At 62.4% G+C, this 19,000-nt stretch carries 19 protein-coding genes and 1 other RNA gene; 12 read left to right on the top strand and 8 right to left on the bottom strand.

Going from position 1 to position 19,000, the window contains the following annotated elements:
* Position 1 precedes the first annotated feature (1 nt).
* Positions 2–856, top strand: a complete 855-nt coding sequence (locus AC244Q_RS22865) for a prephenate dehydratase (RefSeq protein WP_003544355.1) — start codon at positions 2–4, stop codon at positions 854–856.
* Between the two features lie 130 nt (positions 857–986).
* Here the strand turns inward: AC244Q_RS22865 and AC244Q_RS22860 are convergent, their stop codons facing one another.
* The 5 genes from AC244Q_RS22860 to AC244Q_RS22840 form a co-directional block, all read right to left on the bottom strand.
* Complete coding sequence (locus tag AC244Q_RS22860; RefSeq protein WP_113546606.1) at positions 987–1,355, bottom strand: VOC family protein; 369 nt, start codon at positions 1,353–1,355, stop codon at positions 987–989.
* A gap of 237 nt (positions 1,356–1,592) precedes the next feature.
* Complete coding sequence (locus AC244Q_RS22855) at positions 1,593–1,853, bottom strand: hypothetical protein (RefSeq protein ID WP_113546607.1); 261 nt, start codon at positions 1,851–1,853, stop codon at positions 1,593–1,595.
* Between the two features lie 72 nt (positions 1,854–1,925).
* Entirely contained in the window at positions 1,926–2,621 is a 696-nt protein-coding gene (locus tag AC244Q_RS22850) for a helix-turn-helix transcriptional regulator (RefSeq protein ID WP_012759661.1), read from the bottom strand.
* Positions 2,622–2,625: 4 nt separating this feature from the next.
* Positions 2,626–3,585 carry an NAD(+) diphosphatase gene (gene nudC, locus AC244Q_RS22845; RefSeq protein WP_113546608.1) on the bottom strand — a complete coding sequence of 320 codons (960 nt, stop codon included), beginning with the start codon at positions 3,583–3,585 and terminating at the stop codon, positions 2,626–2,628.
* Positions 3,582–3,992, bottom strand: coding sequence for an HIT domain-containing protein (locus AC244Q_RS22840; RefSeq protein WP_113546609.1), 411 nt, complete (start codon positions 3,990–3,992; stop codon positions 3,582–3,584). Before AC244Q_RS22840 ends, nudC begins: the two co-directional genes overlap by 4 nt.
* Before the next feature lie 89 nt (positions 3,993–4,081).
* On the opposite strand from AC244Q_RS22840, the gene ffs reads away from it, so the two are divergent.
* The 3 genes from ffs (at position 4,082) to AC244Q_RS22825 (ending at position 6,444) form a co-directional block, all read left to right on the top strand.
* Positions 4,082–4,178: signal recognition particle sRNA small type (gene ffs, locus AC244Q_RS22835), an RNA gene on the top strand.
* Between the two features lie 44 nt (positions 4,179–4,222).
* Positions 4,223–6,100, top strand: coding sequence for a DNA polymerase III subunit gamma/tau (locus AC244Q_RS22830; RefSeq protein ID WP_012759658.1), 1,878 nt, complete (start codon positions 4,223–4,225; stop codon positions 6,098–6,100).
* Positions 6,101–6,120: 20 nt separating this feature from the next.
* The gene (locus tag AC244Q_RS22825) at positions 6,121–6,444 is read left to right on the top strand and encodes a YbaB/EbfC family nucleoid-associated protein (protein ID WP_003555794.1); all 324 of its coding nucleotides are present in this window, start codon (positions 6,121–6,123) and stop codon (positions 6,442–6,444) included.
* Positions 6,445–6,471: 27 nt separating this feature from the next.
* Here the strand turns inward: AC244Q_RS22825 and AC244Q_RS22820 are convergent, their stop codons facing one another.
* Positions 6,472–7,101, bottom strand: a complete 630-nt coding sequence (locus tag AC244Q_RS22820; protein WP_012759657.1) for an MOSC domain-containing protein — start codon at positions 7,099–7,101, stop codon at positions 6,472–6,474.
* A 57-nt stretch (positions 7,102–7,158) separates the two neighbouring features.
* Between AC244Q_RS22820 and recR the strand changes: the two genes are divergently transcribed.
* A complete protein-coding gene (gene recR, locus AC244Q_RS22815; RefSeq protein WP_003544338.1) occupies positions 7,159–7,764 on the top strand; it encodes a recombination mediator RecR in 606 nt (201 codons plus the stop codon).
* Between the two features lie 174 nt (positions 7,765–7,938).
* Positions 7,939–9,210, top strand: coding sequence for a lytic murein transglycosylase (locus AC244Q_RS22810; RefSeq protein ID WP_113546610.1), 1,272 nt, complete (start codon positions 7,939–7,941; stop codon positions 9,208–9,210).
* A 6-nt stretch (positions 9,211–9,216) separates the two neighbouring features.
* Here the strand turns inward: AC244Q_RS22810 and AC244Q_RS22805 are convergent, their stop codons facing one another.
* The gene (locus AC244Q_RS22805) at positions 9,217–9,672 is read right to left on the bottom strand and encodes a GNAT family N-acetyltransferase (RefSeq protein ID WP_113546611.1); all 456 of its coding nucleotides are present in this window, start codon (positions 9,670–9,672) and stop codon (positions 9,217–9,219) included.
* A gap of 22 nt (positions 9,673–9,694) precedes the next feature.
* Positions 9,695–11,374, bottom strand: coding sequence for an MFS transporter (locus AC244Q_RS22800; RefSeq protein ID WP_206641030.1), 1,680 nt, complete (start codon positions 11,372–11,374; stop codon positions 9,695–9,697).
* A 198-nt stretch (positions 11,375–11,572) separates the two neighbouring features.
* Here AC244Q_RS22800 and rimP point away from each other — a divergent pair, with 198 nt between their 5' ends.
* The 6 genes from rimP to truB all read left to right on the top strand — a co-directional run bounded on the left by rimP (position 11,573) and on the right by truB (position 18,884).
* Positions 11,573–12,178, top strand: a complete 606-nt coding sequence (rimP, locus tag AC244Q_RS22795; protein ID WP_003544329.1) for a ribosome maturation factor RimP — start codon at positions 11,573–11,575, stop codon at positions 12,176–12,178.
* A 59-nt stretch (positions 12,179–12,237) separates the two neighbouring features.
* Complete coding sequence (gene nusA / locus AC244Q_RS22790; protein WP_003544328.1) at positions 12,238–13,839, top strand: transcription termination factor NusA; 1,602 nt, start codon at positions 12,238–12,240, stop codon at positions 13,837–13,839.
* Complete coding sequence (locus AC244Q_RS22785) at positions 13,836–14,528, top strand: RNA-binding protein (protein WP_003544325.1); 693 nt, start codon at positions 13,836–13,838, stop codon at positions 14,526–14,528. Before nusA ends, AC244Q_RS22785 begins: the two co-directional genes overlap by 4 nt.
* A gap of 101 nt (positions 14,529–14,629) precedes the next feature.
* Complete coding sequence (infB, locus tag AC244Q_RS22780) at positions 14,630–17,383, top strand: translation initiation factor IF-2 (protein ID WP_012759652.1); 2,754 nt, start codon at positions 14,630–14,632, stop codon at positions 17,381–17,383.
* 150 nt (positions 17,384–17,533) lie between these two features.
* Positions 17,534–17,938: a 30S ribosome-binding factor RbfA gene (gene rbfA, locus AC244Q_RS22775; protein ID WP_012759651.1), complete on the top strand. Its 405-nt coding sequence runs from the start codon at positions 17,534–17,536 to the stop codon at positions 17,936–17,938.
* Positions 17,939–17,951: 13 nt separating this feature from the next.
* Positions 17,952–18,884: a tRNA pseudouridine(55) synthase TruB gene (gene truB, locus AC244Q_RS22770; protein WP_012759650.1), complete on the top strand. Its 933-nt coding sequence runs from the start codon at positions 17,952–17,954 to the stop codon at positions 18,882–18,884.
* The last annotated feature ends 116 nt before the right edge of the window (positions 18,885–19,000 follow it).

Genomic DNA, 19,000 nt, shown 5'->3' with positions numbered 1-19,000 from the left:
CATGAACATCAAGACCAACAGGATCGCCTTCCAGGGCGAATTCGGCGCCAATTCCGACATGGCCAGCCGCGACATGTTTCCGACCATGGAGCCGCTGCCCTGCCAGACCTTCGAGGATGCGTTCACGGCGGTCGACAACGGCGATGCCGATATCGGGATGATCCCGATCGAGAACACGATCGCCGGGCGCGTCGCCGATATCCACCATCTGCTGCCGGAGTCGCGGCTGCACATCATCGGCGAATATTTCATGCCGATTCGCTTCCAGCTGATGGTACTGCCCGGTGTTACCAAGGACGAGATCCGCACGGTCCACAGCCATATCCACGCGCTCGGCCAGTGCCGCAAGATTGTTCGCGCCAATGGCTGGAAACCGGTGATCGCCGGCGATACCGCAGGGGCGGCAAAGCTCGTGCAGGAAACCGGCGACCGCTCGATGGCCGCCTTGGCGCCCCGCCTTGCCGCCGATCTCTACGGGCTCGAGATCATCGCCGAAAATGTCGAGGATACGGAAAACAATGTGACCCGTTTCGTCGTTCTGTCCCGCGACGAGGAATGGGCGCAACGGAACTCGGCGGAAGAAAAGGTCGTCACCACCTTCGTCTTCAACGTCCGCAACATTCCGGCCGCGCTCTACAAGGCGCTCGGAGGTTTTGCCACCAACAACATCAACATGACGAAGCTCGAAAGCTACCAGCTCGGCGGAAAATTCGTGGCGACGCAGTTTTACGCCGATATCGAAGGCCATCCGAACGATCCGAACGTGCGCCGGGCATTGGAGGAACTGCGGTTCTTTTCCGAGAAAGTGCGCATCCTCGGCGTCTACAAGGGGCATGCGATGCGAGGCCTGCTTTAGACAGGATGATTTCAGGCCGGGTCGGCCTAAAATCATCCTGTCTAAATTAATAGTTAGAGCATGATGTTGTCCGAAAACCGCTCACACTTTTCGGCATCATGCTCTCGACAGGCCTCGCGTGTCCCTTAAATTATTTATCCGGCTCACAGACACGCAGCCGATGCCCATCCGGATCGAGCACGACGAAGGTCGGGCCGAAATCCAGTTCGGTCAGTTCCTGGGCGATCGGCAGGCCGCGCTGGCGCCAGTCTTCGTAGTGCCTGGCGACAGCATTTTCTCCCTTGACCATGAAGGCCACTTCGCCGCGATTGCCGATGGCGGAGGGCTGCGGTTCGACCTTGCTGCGCCGCCAGAGACCGAGCGTGAAGCCGCCCTCGAGCGGAAAAGCGACGAAATTCGGCGCCTCCACGGCCGGTTCGCGATTGAGCAGGTTCCGGTAGAAGCTGGCGCTTTCACCTGGGTCCTTGACGTAAAGAATAATGAGATTGGGGCTGGTCATTTCGGTTCTCCCGTTGTTTTAGAATGGCGCCGCGAGGGATCACCTGCTGACAATGGATGGCAGCAGAGTGCAGAGGGCGCAGCGATCGCAACGCCCCCGTTCTCGTCGGGTGGAATGTTGATAAGGCTAGGGTGGCCTAAAGCGTCGCGATCTTCAGATTCGCTCCTGGCGCTTTAGGTCTTTGTTTTTACGCATGTCGTTGTCGCAAAACCGCGGCGCACTTTTGCGCGATATGATTTAGAGCGGGAAACGGTCCTCGCAATGCGGGTCGCGTCCATCCATGAAGCCAAGGTCGCGCTTCAGGTAGTCCGGAGTCGCGTCAAGGTCGAGGCTGGTGCGCTCTCCCCTGCGAAATCGGAAAACGTTCATCAACAAGTCCAGCAGGCCGGAGCGCGCTGACTGGCGGACATCGGCAAAAGTCTCGGCCGAAATGACATCGGCAAAGGACTCGGCAGTAAAACGGTCGTTCGCGAAATGAATGGCTGGAGGCGTTACCATGATCAGTACTCCTTTCCTGTTGGATTGGTACTGATAATAACCCGTCCTGCTGACAGTTTATGGCAGCAGCGTTCAGCTCTCGATCGGCACGTCCTGCGTCTCGCGCCATTCCTTGAGGAGCACCGTGCGGCGGCGCGGATAGCGCCCCTCATGCAACGCCATGTCGATGATGCGGTCGGTGCGGAAATGGCGAAAGTCCTGGCGCAGTTCGCACCAGGCCATGAGGACGCGCACATGCTCATAATAGCCGAGCCCGAAAGGCCAGACGCGGCGGCGTGAGATACGGCCTTGCTCGTCGCCATAATGCAGTTCGAGGATACGCTCCAGGCGGATCGCCCTGCGGATGGCCGAAACGTCAGCCTTGTCCTCGTCCCTGCGTTTGGGACCGACAAAAAGCGCTGCCGAATCGATCATCTCGCGCATATCGGCCGGCAGCACGGCGGCAATCTTGGCCAGTGCATCGGCGCCGGCACCGGCAAGGCGCGGCTCGGCGGCGCGGGCCACCCAGCGCGAGCCGAGCACCAATGCCTCCAGCTCTTCTTCGGAAAACATCATCGGCGGCAGCATGAAGCCGGGCTTCAGCACGTAGCCGATGCCGGCTTCGCCTTCGATCATCGCGCCCTGGGCCTGCAGGCTGGCAATATCGCGATAGAGCGTGCGCAGGCTCACCCCGGTCTCTTGTGCCAGCACCGTTCCGGTCACCGGTCGCCGGTAACGCCGGAGCGTCTGGAGCAGCGTCAGCAGCCGTTCCGAGCGGGCGACCGGCATGGCGCTAGCGCTTCCACTCCACCCAGTCGCGCATCAGGCGGTGGGCGATCGCCCCTTTCGGCGGCGAGGCCTTGCCTGTCGCGCTCGGGCGTTCCAGCATCTCGATCGTTTCCTCGCGGGTGAACCAGCGGCAATCTTCCAGCTCGGTCTCGTCGCGGCTGATTTCGGTCGATTTCGCCTCGGCATAACAGCCGATCATCAGGGAATGCGGCATCGGCCAGGGCTGCGAGGCATGATAGCGGATGCGGCCGGTGCGGATGCCGGATTCCTCCAGCGTTTCCCGACGCACGGCGTTCTCGATGGTCTCGCCGGGTTCGAGGAAGCCGGCAAGACAGGAATACATACCGGGCGCAAAATGCGGGCTGCGGCCGAGCAGGCAGAGGTCGCGCTGCTCGTCAACCGTCAGCATGATGACGACGGGGTCGGTGCGGGGGAAGATCATGTGCTCGCAGGCGGCACAGACGCGCTTATAGCCGCCGATGTGGATCTCCATCGCCGAGCCGCAGCGGCCGCAGAAGCGGTTGTCACCGTTCCAGCGGATGAGGCTCGCGGCCTGGGCGAATTCGCCGAGCAACACCTCGTCGATCAGCATTTCGCGAAACAGCGTGCGGCCGTCGGCAGGCTTGTACTGGCTGGTGAGGTCGTCGACATCGATGCCGACGGGAACGGCAAGGCGCGGCTCGCCGGTCTTGCGGTAGCCGAGAAGCACCGTTGCATCCCAATCCGGCTGCAATCCCTGCAGCTCATAGCGGGCAAAGAGCGGGTCAAGCACCTGGCCGTCATGCTTCAGCACCAGCTTATCCCCCGCGAAGGCAAAGATATGGGTGCCTTCCTTGGCCAGCGCCTTCTCGACGGATTGTTCGTCGCGATGCTCGGAATCGCGGTTGAGGTCGTTGGCGGCAAAGGCCGTGAGATTGCTGGGTTCCGGATGCGGCACATCCGAATCGAAAAGCGAATGACTCATGATGAAAAGGCTTCCCGCAGCTTCGCTATAAATTCGTCTCTCTTTCCGTCTTCGTAGGGTTCCGCGCGCCCGAAGCCCCAGACGGGACCCGGCCAATTGGCATCGCCTTCGAAGCGGGCAATGACATGAACATGAAGCTGGCGGACGATATTGCCAAGAGCCCCGACATTGATTTTTGTCGCGCCGGTGATCTCCTTCAGCGCCTTGGTGACCAGCTCCGTCTCGAAGGCAAGCAGCACCTGGTCGAGCGGCGTCAGCTCGAAGATTTCGGTAATGTCAGCCCGGCGCGGCACGAGAATGAGCCAGGGCCAGCGGGCGTCCCTCGACAATCTCAGGTCACAGAGACCGGTGACCATGATGCTGACGCTGTCGTTTTCCAGCCGGGGATCGAGCGCGAAACCTTTCAAAGGGCATTCTCCTCATGTTTTCCAACGACTAGCAGTTTTTTCGCATGTTGGCTTGCTTTTGATGACGATATTGCCGATATGTGCATCCGGGAGGTTGGTGGTGGACGAGCCACTCGCCAACCGGGTCAGGTCCGGAAGGAAGCAGCCCTAACGAGCCCGGCACGGGTCATCGTGCCAGCCTCCCACCTTCTCTCCACGAAGTGCCCGATAGCCGGGCGACAAGCAGGGCGATGAGCGACACCGAGCGACAATCAAAAGATGCCGCCTCGACGGGCACCGGATACCGAGTGCTGGCTCGCAAATACCGCCCCAAGGATTTCACGGACCTGATGGTCGGCCAGGAGCCGATGGTCCGCACCCTCACCAACGCCTTCGAGACCGGTCGCATCGCCCAAGCCTACATGCTGACCGGCGTGCGCGGCGTCGGCAAGACGACGACGGCGCGCATCCTGGCGCGGGCGCTGAACTACAAGACATCAGAAATCGACAAGCCGACGATCGACCTTCGCACGCCGGGCGAGCACTGCCAGGCAATCATGGAAGGCCGGCATGTCGACGTGATCGAGATGGATGCCGCTTCCCATACCGGTATCGACGATATCCGCGAGATCATCGAGCAGGTGCGCTACCGGCCGGTTTCGGCGCGCTACAAGGTCTATATCATCGACGAAGTGCATATGCTGTCGACGCAGGCCTTCAACGGCCTGTTAAAGACGCTGGAAGAGCCGCCGGAGCATGTGAAGTTCATCTTCGCCACCACCGAGATCCGCAAGGTACCGATCACCGTGCTGTCGCGCTGCCAGCGTTTCGACCTGCGCCGCATAAGCGCCTCGGATCTCGTTGGGCTGTTCACGACGATCGCGGCCAAGGAAGGCATCGAGGCGGAAGCCGACGCGCTGGCGATGATCGCGCGTGCTGCCGAAGGCTCGGCGCGCGACGGCCTGTCGCTGCTCGACCAGGCGATCGCCCATGGCGCGGGCGTCGTGCAGGCGGAAGCCGTGCGCAGCATGCTCGGCCTTGCCGATCGCGCCCGGATCGTCGATCTCTTCCAGCATATCGTCAAGGGCGATGTGGCCGCCGCACTCGGCGAGTTCCAGAACCAATACGAAGCTGGCGCCAATCCGGTGGTAGTGCTGACCGATCTTGCCGATTTCACCCATCTGGTGACGCGGCTGAAATATGTGCCGGATGCGGCAAACGACCCTTCGCTCAGCGAGGTCGAGCGCACCAAAGCGGCGGAATTTGCCAAGGGCGTTGCGGTGACGACGCTGTCGCGGATCTGGCAGATGCTGCTCAAGGGCATTCCGGAAACGGAAGGCTCGTCACGGACGGCAGGGGCCGCCGAGATGGTGCTGATCCGGCTTGCACATGCCGCCCATCTGCCGGCGCCTGAGGATGCGGCGCGGCGACTTGCCGAATTTTCCGGCGACAATGCCGGCCCGCGGCCCGCGGCTCCGCCGTCCGGCAATGGCGGCGGCAACGGGACACGGGTTTCCTATCAGAACAGTGTCGCGGCGCGCGCCGCGGAAACCGCACCGAGCCCGCCGCAGCCTTCCGCGCCGGTGGCGATGCTGCGTGCCGTGCCGAGCAGCCAGCCCGAGACCATGTCTGTCGGGCGGATCGAGCCAAAGCCCGCGGAAGCCCTGAAGCCGCTCGTCCCGGTCAATTCGGTCAATGATATCGTCAACCTCGCCACCGAGAAACGCGATCCGAAGCTGAAGGCGATGGTGCGCACCTTCCTGCGCCCGGTCCGGATCGAAGCCGGCCGGCTCGACGTCAGCCTGGCTCCCGGTGCGCCGACGACGCTGCTCAACGAGCTTGCCGTCAAGCTGAAGGAATGGACCGGCATCCACTGGATCGTCAGCCTCAGCCGCGACGAGGGCCAGCCGACGCTTGTCGAAGCGGAGGCCAGGACGCGGGAACAGCATGTGATCGACGCGCGCCAGGACCCTGACGTGGCGGCGATCCTTGCGCATTTTCCGGGTGCCAAGATCATCGACGTGCGCGTGCGGGCGCCCGAACCGGAGGAGGAAGGCGAGGCGACGCCGCCGGCCGCCGCCGAATCCGAGGAAGGTGACATCCTGCCGGGCGACGATATAGAATTCTAGGTTTAAGAAGGAGCGAGACGATGCGCGACATCATGGGCATGATGGGCAAAGTCAAGGAAATGCAGGCCAAGATGGAGCAGATGCAGGCGGAGATCGCCGAGCTCACGGCCGAAGGCAAGGCGGGCGGCGGTCTCGTTGCCGTCGTCATATCGGGCAAGGGCGAGCTGAAGAGCCTGAAGATCGATCCGTCGCTGTTCAAGGAAGACGATGTCGAGATCCTCGAGGACCTGATCGTCGCCGCCCACAAGGACGCCAAGGACAAGGCCGAGGCACTCGCCGCCGAAAAGACCAAGGCACTGACCGCAGGCCTGCCGATCCCGCCCGGCTTCAAGCTGCCGTTCTGAGGCGGTCCACATATCAAGGTGTGTGAGCTAGTGTGCTTCGTCGGCTTGGGATTCCAGCATGGCCCGAAGCTTGTAGTGAATTGGGGCCGCGAGATATCGCGCCCGATCTGCGCCCTGAAGCCTTCGGCCGAAGGTCTCCATTAGCTCGGGCATCGTAATCTTGTCTCCCGAAAAAGACGTGTATTCCATCGGCATCCCGGGCTCGACCACGCCGCCTCGGATGACGCGGCAATAGATGCCGGGACGGGCGGCGGCGGTATAACGCTTGACGAATTTCGGATCGACCATCCTGGCGGCGAAGGTGGCGCAGGGCATACGGCATGCAGTGACCTCGAGGATGAGATCGCCAGCGGCGAAGCGGTCACCGACGGCGACGTCGCGATTGTCGAGATCTGATATCACCATGTTCTCGCCGAAAGTACCCGCCTCGTAGGGTCGGCCCAGTTCCTGCGCCCACCAGTCGAGCGTTAGCGATCCCTCGACATAGACCGCCTGGTCGACGCCGCCATGGTGTTTGCGGTTACAGATCGCATCGCCGACAAGACCTTCGGCGTCGATCATCACCGCGCCGTTGACGGCATGTTTGAAGATGCCGGTCTTGTAGCTCTTGCCCGGCAGTCTTTCCGGATTGCCGGTGCACAAGGCCAGGATTTTCATGGGACGGGCAATCCTTCCGCGATTCCGTTTTCGTCCCATATCAGTTAAGAACGGCGCATGGCAAAACGAGTCACCGGCCCCGAAATCGAAAAACTCATCCAGCTTCTGGCGAAGGTGCCGGGCCTCGGGCCGCGCTCGGCGCGCCGGGCGGCACTGCATCTGATCAAGAAGAAGGACCAACTGCTCGGCCCGCTGTCGAATGCAATGGGCGAGGCCTATGACAAGGTGAAGATCTGCTCGCGCTGCGGCAATGTCGATACGGTCGATCCCTGCATTGTCTGCACCGACGTCCAACGCGATCAATCCGTCATCATCGTCGTCGAGGACGTCTCGGATCTCTGGGCGCTGGAACGGGCAGGCGCGATGAACGCCGCCTATCACGTGCTCGGCGGCACGCTGTCACCACTCGACGGGGTCGGTCCTGACGATCTCAATATTCGCGGGCTGATCGACAGGGTCGGCGAAGGCGGCATCCGGGAACTGATCATCGCGGTCAATGCCACCGTCGAGGGACAGACGACAGCGCACTACATCACCGACCAGTTGCAGGGGCTCGATGTGAAGATCACCCGGCTGGCGCATGGCGTGCCTGTCGGCGGCGAACTCGACTATCTCGACGAGGGCACCCTTGCGGCGGCACTTCGGGCGCGGACGGTGATTTAGGGAGGCTTGCGTATGTTGCACCACACCCCCCTCTGCCCTGCCGGGCATCTCCCCCCCAAGGGGGGAGATCACAAGTGGCTTTGGTTTCCCGCTTCATTGTCAGCTTGCCGCGCAGAAACGTCGATTATCGGCGGAAACCTCCGCGCCCCGCCGATCTCCCCCCCTGTGGGGGAGATGCCCGGCAGGGCAGAGGGGGGTGTTCCACGGCGGCTGCGGATATTCGCACTCGCGTTGGCGGCAGCTCTCCTGCCCCTCTCCTGTTACGCGGCCCCTTCGAAAGCCGATGTCGAGGCGCAGTTCGAGAAATGGGTGCAGAGTGACCTCTGGCCGGAGGCGAAGGCGAACGGCATTTCGGAGAAGGTCTTTCAAGCCGCTTTCTCCGGCATCACGTTGAACTGGAACCTGCCCGATCTCGCCCCGCCCGGTTTCCCGCCGCCGAAGGAGCAGAAGCAGACGCAGGCCGAATTTTCCTCGCCCGCTCCCTATTTCAACGAAGACCAGCTGAAGAAACTTGCCGCAACGGGTCGCGGCTTTGCCGCCCAATACGGCTCGACGCTGAAGCGGATCGAAAAGACCTATGGCGTGCCGGGCTCGATCGTGCTGGCCATCTGGGGCCGTGAGACCGGCTTCGGTGCGGCGAAGATCCCGAATTCGGCGATCGAGGTGCTGGCGACCAAGGCCTTCATGTCGACGCGCAAGGAGATGTTCCGCACCGAGCTGGTGGCCGCACTCCATATTCTCGACGGCGGTGACGTCACACCTGCTAATTTCAAGGGTTCGTGGGCGGGCGCACTCGGCCAGCCGCAATTCATGCCGACCAGCTATCTGAAATATGCCGTGGATTTCGATGGCGACGGCCACCGCAATATCTGGACCTCGGTGCCCGATACGCTCGCCTCGATCGCCAATTACCTGGTCAAGAAAGGTTGGCAGCGCGGCCGCGACTGGGGCTTCGAGGTGTCGATACCGGAGGCGGTTTCTTGCGCGCAGGAAGGACCCGATCTGGCAAAGCCGCTGTCGCACTGGGCCTCGCTCGGAATCGACCGCATCTCCGGCAAGGGCTTTCCCTCCGGCGAGATGAAGGCTGAGGGCATGATGCTGGTTCCGGCCGGCCGCGACGGACCGGAATTCATCGTCACGCCGAATTTCTACATCATCAAGGAATACAATAATTCCGATCTCTACGCGCTCTATATCGGCAACCTCGCCGACCGGATCGCCTATAATGACGGCGCCTTCCAGGGCAGATGGGGTGATGTCGGCAAGATGCTGCGCTCGGATGTCGCCGCCATACAGAAGGCGCTGGAACGGCAGGGCTATGATGTCGGCGGTTCCGACGGTCTGCCGGGCTACAAGACCCGGCGTTCAATCGGCCAGTGGCAGGCAAAGAACGATATGAAGCCGACATGCTTTCCGGAGGCGACGATGAAGGGCAAGCTGAAGTAACCGGCTTCAGAGATTGCGTTTCAAACCTTCATGGCTGGCGACGAAACCGAGCCTCTCGTAGAAGTGGATCGCATCCCCTCGCGTCTTGTCCGATGTCAGCTGCACCAATCCGCAGCCGCGCTCGGCGCATTGGGCGATCGCCCATTCGATGAATTGCGCGCCGAGGCCAGAACCGCGAAGATCGCTTGCCACACGCACGCTTTCAACCTGGCCGCGCCACATACCCGTCCTCGAAAGACCGGGAACAAAACTCAGCTGCAGGCAGCCGACGACCCGATCGGTCGCATCGCTTGCGACGGCCAGAAGCTGATTGGCGTCCGCCTCGATTGCGGCAAAGGCCGAGAGATAACGCGCGTCGACAGGATCCGAAACGATCTCCCTGCTGCCGCCAAGATCGTCATCGGCCAGAAGCCGGATGATGGCGGCCAGATCGGATTGGCGGGCGAGCCCGAATCTATACATTTTTGATCTCTGCTAGCTAGTCTCAATGATGCAGATCGATCGGCGCCTTGTGGAAGACGTCGTCGCCGGGCGGAATGGCCTGGCGTTCGATCATGCGGTGGACATGCAGCGGACCTTCGCCGCGGTGAAGCGCACGCAGCCTGTCGGTATTTTCGGCATCGGCCTGCGTGCGCCGCTGGTTGTGTCTAATATATTCGACCCAGGTCGGCGTGTGGTAGGTTTCCGTCCAAAGGCTGGGATTTTCGAGATCACGCATTAGCGCCCAGTTGCGGGCGCCGTCGCGGATGCGGATGCGTCGGCGTTCCCCCATCAATTCCATGAACTCGGCAAGGTCCTCATCGGCGATCTCGTAATCGACCTGGATGACGATCGGGCCGCTGCGCGGTGTAATGTCGAGACTGAGGGCCGGCTCGGTGAAGCGATTCAGTGGATCGAGATTGAGCGAGGCGAAGGCCGGCATCGAAAAACGCAGGCCGATGGCGATGCCGAGCAGCATGACGACGGATGACATCAGCAGCGCATCGGCAACGCCGTAACGATCGGCGGCGACGCCCCACAGCCAGCTGCCGCCGGCAATGCCGCCGAAGGTGACGGTCTGGTAGAGCGACAGCGCCCGGCCGACCACCCAGCGCGGCGTCGAAAGCTGGACGATGGTGTTGAAGAGCGAAAGTGCGGAGACCCAGCAGGCGCCGGAAACGAGCAGCCCGGCAGAGGTCAGGACGGCGCTCGGACTCACGGCTGCGATGACCGCGCTCAATGCGAAGCCGGCAAAGGAGAGGCGGATAATCATCTCGCTGGAAAGCACCTGGCGAAGCCTGGCATTCAGCACCGCACCGCCAATCGCGCCGATGCCGAAGGCGCCGAGCATGAAACCATAGGTCAGCGGCCCGCCGGCAACGAGATCGAGGGCGACGACCGGCAGCAGCGCCAGGATCGAGCTGGCGCCGATGCCGAAGAGCAGTCCCCTGACAAGGACCTTTTCGAGATTAGGCGACATCGAGACATAACGCAGGCCGGCGAAGATGGCGCTGCCGAGCGCCTCGCGCGGCAGGGTCGAGACGGGCGCGACTGGACGCCAGCGCAGCAGGGCATAGATCAAGGCGAGGTAACTCAGCGTGTTCACCGCGAAGGCCGCGGCCGCGCCGGCAGCCGCGACGATGACGCCGCCGATCGCCGGGCCGACGCTGCGGGTGATGTTGAATCCCATGCTGTTCAGCGTGACCGCGGCCGGCAGATCGGCGCGCGGCACCATGTCGCCGACCGAGGCCTGCCAGGAGGGATTGTTGAGCGCGGTGCCGCAGCCGATCAGGAAGGTGAAGAAGAGCAGCAGCCAGGGCGTGATCCAGCCGAGAAGGGCTAAGGCCGTCAGCAGCGCCGAAACCGTGAGCATCATGCACTGCGCCGTCAGCATCACCCGGCGGCGGTCATAATTGTCGGCCAGCGCACCCGATATTAGCGAAAACAGCATGATCGGCAGCGCCGTCGAGGTCTGCACCAGCGCCACCATGTCCTCCGAGGCGGTGATCGTCGTCATCATCCAGGCGGCGCCGACCGCCTGGATCAGGCCGCCAAAATTCGAAGAAAGGCTCGCGAACCAGATGGTGCGGTAGGTATCGTGCCGCAAAGGCGCCAATGTCGACGAAGTGTAGGCCACGATTTCTCCCGCTTTTGTTATTGCGCGCCAACGGCAATATATGCGCAAGACCGGCGCTGGCCATAGGCCTCATCACGTTGCCGGAAGCGAATTGGCCGAATCGGTCGCAGACCTTGCAATTTCGGAAAAACCCGACTATATGCCTCTCAAATTCTTGATCGCTTGATGAAGAGTGGGCCGCAAGGACCCGCTCTTTTTTATTAGCGTGATCGCCAAAAAAGCATGAAATTGCGAGGAGCGCACCGCTTGTCGGATCTGACAAACGCAGACAACGAACGTGAGCCGCGGCTGATTACCGAAACCGGGCTCGACCAGCGTCTTGCCGATATCATCGAACCCGTTCTCGTCGACCTGGGCTTCCGGCTCATCCGCGTCCGCATGATGAACCAGAACGGCGCGACGATGCAGGTCATGGCCGAACGCAACGACGGCACGATGACGGTCCAGGATTGCGAAGAAGTCTCGATGGCGATTTCTCCCGTCCTCGATGTGGAAGATCCGGTCGATAAAGAGTATCATCTGGAAGTGTCTTCGCCCGGCATCGACCGTCCGATGGTGCGGAAATCCGATTTCGTCCGCTGGCAGGGCCACCTTGTGAAATGCGAGACGTCGATCTTGATCGACAATCGCAAGCGCTTCCGCGGCAAGATCGTCGAAGCAGGCACTGATGGTTTCACGCTCGAGCGTGACCAGATCGCCTATGGGGAAGAGCAGAAGGTCACCATTCCCTTCACGGCGCTTAGCGATGCGAAGCTCATTCTGACCGACGACCTGATCCGCGACGCGTTGCGCGCCGACAAGCTGGCGAAAGCCCAGGCCGCCAACCAGAACGAAGCGGACGACGAAGAATAACCGATCAACAGACCGCTCCAGGGACGGGAACCCTGGAGTAAAGACGGAGAAACAAGACAATGGCAGTCAGTGCGAACCGGCTCGAACTTCTGCAGATCGCAGATGCAGTGGCGCGCGAAAAAGTCATCGACCGCGAGATCGTGCTGGCCGCCATGGCCGATGCCATCCAGAAGGCGGCACGCTCCCGTTACGGCACCGAGTCCAACATCCGGGCCGACATCAATCCGAAGACCGGCGAAATCCGCCTGCAGCGCTTGCTCGAAGTCGTCGAGAAGGCCGAGGATTATTCGACGCAGATCCCGCTGGAACTAGCCCGCGACCGCAACCCGGACGCCGCACTCGGCGATTTCATCGCCGATCCGCTGCCCCCGATGGATTTCGGCCGCATCGCCGCACAGTCGGCCAAGCAGGTGATCGTGCAGAAGGTGCGTGAAGCCGAGCGCGACCGCCAGTTCGACGAATTCAAGGATCGCGTCGGCGAAATCGTCAACGGTACCGTCAAGCGCGTCGAATATGGCAACGTCATCGTCGATCTCGGCCGTGGCGAAGGCATTATCCGCCGCGACGAAATGATCCCGCGCGAAAACGTCCGTTATGGCGATCGCGTCCGTGCCTATGTCTATGATGTCCGTCGCGAGCAGCGCGGCCCGCAGATCTTCCTGTCGCGCACGCATCCGCAATTCATGGTGAAGCTCTTCACCATGGAAGTGCCGGAGATCTACGACGGCATCATCCAGGTGAAGTCGGTCGCCCGCGACCCGGGTTCTCGCGCCAAGATAGCGGTGATCTCGAACGACAGTTCGATCGATCCGGTCGGCGCCTGCGTCGGTATGCGCGGCTCGCGCGTTCAGGCCGTCGTCGGCGAACTCCAGGGCGAAAAGATCGACATCATTCCGTGGAGCCAAGACCCGGCGACCTTCGTCGTCAACGCCCTGCAGCCGGCCGAAGTCGCCAAGGTCGTTCTCGACGAGGATGCCGAGCGCATCGAAGTCGTCGTTCCCGACGAGCAGCTGTCGCTTGCGATCGGCCGCCGCGGCCAGAACGTCCGCCTCGCTTCGCAGCTGACCGGCTGGGATATCGACATCATGACGGAGGCCGAGGAATCGGAACGCCGCCAGAAGGAATTCAACGAGCGCACCAACCTGTTCATGGATTCGCTCGATGTCGACGAGATGGTCGGCCAGGTTCTGGCTTCGGAGGGTTTTGCCGCAGTTGAAGAACTGGCTTATGTCGATCTCGACGAAATCTCCTCGATCGACGGTTTCGACGAGGAGACGGCGCAGGAAATCCAGCAGCGCGCCCGCGAATTCCTCGAGCGTCTCGAAGCCGAGATGGACGAGAAGCGCAAGGCGCTCGGTGTCCAGGACGAACTGCGTGAAATCAACGGCATGACCGCCCAGATGATGGTGGCGCTCGGCGAAGACGGCATCAAGTCGATCGAGGACTTTGCCGGCTGCGCTGCCGACGATCTCGTCGGCTGGTCGGAACGCAAGAACGGCGAAACGAAGAAGTTCGAGGGCCTGTTCTCGAAGTTCGACGTCTCACGCGTCGAAGCAGAACAGATGATCGTCCAGGCCCGCCTTTCGGCTGGCTGGATCACGCAAGAGGACCTGGATAAGGGGACCGAAGAAGAGGTCACCGAAGCCGAACAAGAAGCATGATGACCGCGCATGAACCGGACGCTCCTCTCGAGGACGACGATCTTGCAGGTTATGACGTGAACGGACGCATGTGCATCGTGACGCGCGAAAGCGGATCGCCGGAAGAGCTGATCCGCTTCGTCGCCGCTCCCGATGGAACAGTTGTCGCCGATCTGAAGCGCGAGCTTCCGGGACGCGGATGCTGGGTGAAGATCGACCGATCGCTGGTCGACAGGGCGGTGGCGAAGAAGCTCTTCGCCCGCGCGCTGAAGACGGATGTAAAGGCGGCGGACGATCTCGGCGCGAGTGTCGATCGGCTGCTCGCGGCGCAATTGATGCAGATGATGAACATGGCGCGGAAAGCCGGCCAGTTCGTCAGCGGGTCCTCGAAAGTGGATGCCGCGGTCAGAAGCGGAGCAGCCCTTGCGGTGTTCCATGCGACTGGTGCAGCGGACGACGGCGTCCGGAAAATCGACCAGGCCCGCAAGGCCTGGCACCTCGGAATGGAGACCGAGGAGGAGATACCTTCCTTCCGTCTCTTCTCGGAGAGCGAAATGGAAGGCCTGATGGGCCAGAATGCTTTTATCCATGCCGCAGTGCTTGCAGGGCAGGCGGGTGAAGGTGTAGTGAAGCGCGCAAAGATGCTCGAACAGTACCGTATTGGCGGTCAGTCCCGGGCAGCGGGCGGCGCTGGCCGGCTAAAACAATGAGGCGGTCACCGGCATCGGCCGGTCCCATCCTCATTGATCGACAGTATTGAACGACAGGGTCTGATCTAGTCATCGCTCCCTGTCCGAAGGAACGGGAACGAATGACCGATAGTAACGACGACAAGACAATCAGCGTAGCGGGCAAAAAGACACTCACCCTGAAACCATCGGGGATGAGCCAGGGTACCGTTCGCCAGGATATGGGTCGAGGTCGCACCAAGGCGGTCGTCGTCGAGACCCGTAAGCGGCGCCCGATGCGCCCGGAAGACGAAAAGCCGGTCACGCCCGTCGCTCCGGCGGCCCCCGTGCGCGCAGCCGAACCGGCGCCCGCGCCCGTGCAGGCGCGTCCGCAGCAGCCGACGCCGGCACCGCGGGTTCAGCAGGGCAACAACAACCAGACGAACCAGCGTCCGCCGCAGCAGTCTCACCAGCCGCCGCGCCAGAACGATCGTCCGCGCCCGGTGGTGCTGAACCATCTGTCGCCGGAAGAGATGGACGCCCGCCGCCGCGCGCTTGCCGACTCCCAGGCGCGTGACGCGCAGGATGCGATCCGCCGCGCCGAGGAAGAAAAGCTCCGTGCCGCCGAAGAGGTTATCCGCAAGGCAGCCGAAGCGGAAGAAGCTGTCCGCCGGGCCGCTGAAGAGGCTATCCGGCAGGCTGAGGCACCCGCTGTTGCTGAACCTGCAGCCGCAGAACCGGCTCCGGCCGAAGCACGCACCGACGTGGCACGGCCGCAGCAGCCCGCATCGTCGGCACCGGCCGCGCGCCGGCCCGATGCGGCTGGAGCACCTGCTGCCCGTCCGGCAGCCGGCGCTGCCGTCCCTGGGGCCGTTCGCGGCCGCCGCGACGAAAAGGAAGAAGACGATCGTGGCGCAGCGCGTGGCGGCCCAGTCCGTGGCCGCGTCGTTCGCCCGGAACCCGCAAAGCCGGTCACGACTCGTCCGAAGACGGATGAAGAGCGCCGTCGCGGCAAGTTGACGATCACCACTGCCAACGTCGACGGCGAGGACAATGCCCGCGGTCGTTCGCTCTCGGCGATGCGTCGCCGGCAGGAGAAGTTCCGCCGCGGTCAGATGCAGGAAACCCGCGAGAAAATCTCCCGCGAGGTGGTTCTGCCCGAGACCATCACCATTCAGGAGCTGTCGCAGCGCATGTCCGAACGCGCCGTCGACGTCATCAAGTACCTGATGAAGGAAGGCCAGATGATGAAGCCGGGCGACGTCATCGACGCCGACCTTGCCGAAATCATCGCCGGCGAATTCGGCCATACGGTCAGGCGCGTGTCGGAATCCGACGTCGAACTCGGCATCTTCAACGTGTCCGACGACGATGGCGAACTGGTTTCGCGCCCGCCCGTCGTTACCATCATGGGCCATGTCGACCACGGCAAGACCTCGCTGCTCGACGCCATCCGTCATGCCAACGTAGTCTCCGGCGAAGCCGGTGGCATCACCCAGCATATCGGCGCCTATCAGGTGGAGCAGAACGGTCAGAAGATCACCTTCATCGATACGCCCGGCCACGCCGCCTTCACGGCAATGCGTGCCCGTGGTGCGCAGGCGACCGACATCGCGATCCTGGTCGTCGCAGCCGACGACAGCGTGATGCCGCAGACGATCGAATCGATCAACCACGCCAAGGCGGCCGGTGTCCCGATCATCGTGGCGATCAACAAGGTCGACAAGCACGAGGCTGATCCGCAGAAGGTCCGCAACCAGCTGCTGCAGCACGAAGTTTTCGTGGAATCCATGGGCGGCGAAGTGCTTGACGTCGAGGTTTCGGCCAAGACCGGCAAGAACCTCGACAAACTGCTCGAGGCGATCCTGCTGCAAGCGGAAATTCTCGATCTCAAGGCCAATGCGAACCGGACGGCGGAAGGCACTGTCATCGAAGCCCAGCTCGATCGTGGCCGTGGTTCGGTCGCGACCGTGCTCGTGCAGAAGGGCACGCTGCGTCCCGGCCAGATCATCGTCGCCGGCGACGTCTGGGGCCGCGTGCGCGCTCTCGTCACCGACAAGGGCGACCATGTGAAGGAAGCCGGTCCGGCAACGCCGGTCGAGGTTCTCGGTCTTTCCGGCACGCCGCAGGCGGGCGACAAGTTCGCCGTCGTCGAAAGCGAAAGCCGCGCCCGCGAAATCTCGGAATATCGTCAGCGTCTGGCCCGCGACAAGGCGGCTGCCCGCCAGTCGGGACAGCGCGGTTCGCTGGAACAGATGATGATGCAACGCCAGAGCGTCGGCATCAAGGAGTTCCCGCTGGTCATCAAGGGTGACGTGCAGGGCTCGATCGAAGCGATTGCCGGTGCGCTGGAGAAGCTTGGCACCGACGAAGTGCGCGCCCGCATCGTCCATTCGGGCGCCGGCGGCATCACCGAGTCGGATATCTCGCTCGCCGAAGCCTCGAACGCGGCCATCATCGGCTTCAACGTCCGTGCAAATACGCAGGCACGCCAGTTCGCCGAACGCGAAGGCATCGAAATCCGCTACTACAACATCATCTACGACCTCGTGGATGATGTGAAGGCAGCGATGTCGGGCCTCTTGTCTCCGGAGCGGCGCGAAACCTTCATCGGCAATGCCGAGATCCTCGAGGTGTTCAACATCACCAAGGTCGGCAAGGTCGCAGGCTGCCGTGTCGTCGAAGGCAAGGTCGAACGTGGTGCGGGCGTCCGCCTCATCCGCAACGACGTCGTCGTTCACGAAGGCAAGCTCAAGACGCTCAAGCGCTTCAAGGACGAAGTGTCCGAAGTGCCGATGGGTCAGGAATGCGGCATGGCCTTCGAAAACTACGAGGACATGCGCGCCGGCGACGTCATCGAGTGCTTCCGCGTCGAGCATATCACGCGCACGCTCTAAGCTGCTGCGCCTGAACTTTTCCGAAAGCCATCCGCCAGCCGGCGGATGGCTTTCGGGCATCTGCTGACTTGACCTTTTGGACCAAAAGAGTCATGGACGCTCTCCTTTGACGGGTTCGATTCCCAGCCGCATCGGCAAATAGAGATAACAATGACCAGACCAACTTCTTCCGCGCCTTCGCAGCGCATGCTGCGCATTGGCGAACAGGTTCGCGCCGCTCTCACCCAGGTGCTGCAGCGCGGCGAAGTGCGTGACGAAATCATCGAGGCGACCGTGATCTCGATCTCGGAAGTGCGCATGTCGACGGACCTCAAGATCGCTACCGCCTATGTGACGCCGCTCGGCGTTTCAGACCACAGCATCGTCATCAAGGCGTTGAACCGCCATGCAAGGTTCATCCGTGGCCGGCTCGGGCCGCAGCTTCGGCAGATGAAATACATGCCGGAGGTACGCTTCCGCGACGATACCAGCTTCGACAACTACAAGAAGATCGACGAGCTGCTGCGTTCGCCCGAGGTGAGCCGCGACCTCGACGGCGATAATGACGAACAATAAACAGAAGAGACGCATGTCCAAACCACGCAAACCCAAAGGCCGGCCGATTTCCGGCTGGCTGATCCTCGACAAGCCGGTGGATTTCGGCTCGACGGAAGCCGTCTCCAAGATCAAGTGGCTCTATAAGGCTGAGAAGGCCGGTCATGCCGGCACGCTCGATCCGCTCGCCTCCGGCATGCTGCCGATCGCGCTTGGCGACGCGACGAAGACCGTCCCCTACGTGATGGACGGCCGCAAGATCTATGAATTCACGGTGAGCTGGGGCGAGGAGCGGGCGACCGACGATCTCGAGGGCGAAGTGACGGAGAGTTCGGACAAACGCCCGAGCGAACAGCAGATCCGCGACATCCTGCCTGGATATATCGGTACCATCAGCCAGGTGCCGCCGCAGTTTTCCGCTATCAAGATCGCAGGTGAACGCGCCTATGATCTGGCGCGCGAAGGCGAAACCGTCGAAATCCCCTCGCGTGAGGTCGATATCTTCCGGCTGACCTTGATTGCCTGCCCGGACGCCGATAGCGCGCATTTCGAAGTGGAATGCGGCAAGGGTACCTATGTCAGGGCGCTGGCGCGCGATTTCGGGCGCGAGCTCGGCTGCTACGGCCATGTGTCCGGGCTGCGGCGCACCTTCGTCGCGCCTTTCGCGGAAGAGGCCATGGTGCCGCTCGCGGATCTCGTGGCGCTGGAGGCGATCGAGGATATGGACGAGCGCCTGGCGGCCCTCGACGCGCTGCTGATCAACACCTGCGAAGCGCTATCCTCCCTGCCCCATCTGGTCATCAATGACGACCAGGCGCACCGGCTGAAGATGGGCAACCCGATCCTGGTGCGTGGCCGCGATGCGCCGGTTGCCGAAAGCGAAGCCTATGCGACGGCCCGCGGCAAGCTGATCGCGATCGGCGAGATCGGCCAGGGCGAGTTTCGCCCGAAGCGGGTTTTCGCCTGAGCCTATCTGGCTTTCCGACAAGACAGCGATTGTCAGCCGGTCGCGATGCGATATCTTCCCTGTCGGGCAGCCATAGCGGCCCGAGGGGCCATGGGGGCCTGACAGAGGGAAAGATT

The sequence above is a fragment of the Rhizobium sp. CB2179 genome (genome assembly GCF_057653455.1).
This window is presented reverse-complemented; position numbering and strand designations above follow the sequence as displayed.

Bases quoted from the DNA above. Each gene is read 5' to 3' on its own strand.
- AC244Q_RS22865 (WP_003544355.1), top strand. From the start codon at position 2: ATGAACATCAAGACCAACAGGATCGCCTTCCAGGGCGAATTCGGCGCC.
- AC244Q_RS22860 (WP_113546606.1), bottom strand. From the start codon at position 1,355: ATGACCAGCCCCAATCTCATTATTCTTTACGTCAAGGACCCAGGTGAA.
- AC244Q_RS22855 (WP_113546607.1), bottom strand. From the start codon at position 1,853: ATGGTAACGCCTCCAGCCATTCATTTCGCGAACGACCGTTTTACTGCC.
- AC244Q_RS22850 (WP_012759661.1), bottom strand. From the start codon at position 2,621: ATGCCGGTCGCCCGCTCGGAACGGCTGCTGACGCTGCTCCAGACGCTC.
- nudC (WP_113546608.1), bottom strand. From the start codon at position 3,585: ATGAGTCATTCGCTTTTCGATTCGGATGTGCCGCATCCGGAACCCAGC.
- AC244Q_RS22830 (WP_012759658.1), top strand. From the start codon at position 4,223: ATGAGCGACACCGAGCGACAATCAAAAGATGCCGCCTCGACGGGCACC.
- AC244Q_RS22825 (WP_003555794.1), top strand. From the start codon at position 6,121: ATGCGCGACATCATGGGCATGATGGGCAAAGTCAAGGAAATGCAGGCC.
- AC244Q_RS22820 (WP_012759657.1), bottom strand. From the start codon at position 7,101: ATGAAAATCCTGGCCTTGTGCACCGGCAATCCGGAAAGACTGCCGGGC.
- recR (WP_003544338.1), top strand. From the start codon at position 7,159: ATGGCAAAACGAGTCACCGGCCCCGAAATCGAAAAACTCATCCAGCTT.
- AC244Q_RS22810 (WP_113546610.1), top strand. From the start codon at position 7,939: ATGCCCGGCAGGGCAGAGGGGGGTGTTCCACGGCGGCTGCGGATATTC.
- AC244Q_RS22805 (WP_113546611.1), bottom strand. From the start codon at position 9,672: ATGTATAGATTCGGGCTCGCCCGCCAATCCGATCTGGCCGCCATCATC.
- nusA (WP_003544328.1), top strand. From the start codon at position 12,238: ATGGCAGTCAGTGCGAACCGGCTCGAACTTCTGCAGATCGCAGATGCA.
- AC244Q_RS22785 (WP_003544325.1), top strand. From the start codon at position 13,836: ATGATGACCGCGCATGAACCGGACGCTCCTCTCGAGGACGACGATCTT.
- infB (WP_012759652.1), top strand. From the start codon at position 14,630: ATGACCGATAGTAACGACGACAAGACAATCAGCGTAGCGGGCAAAAAG.
- rbfA (WP_012759651.1), top strand. From the start codon at position 17,534: ATGACCAGACCAACTTCTTCCGCGCCTTCGCAGCGCATGCTGCGCATT.
- truB (WP_012759650.1), top strand. From the start codon at position 17,952: ATGTCCAAACCACGCAAACCCAAAGGCCGGCCGATTTCCGGCTGGCTG.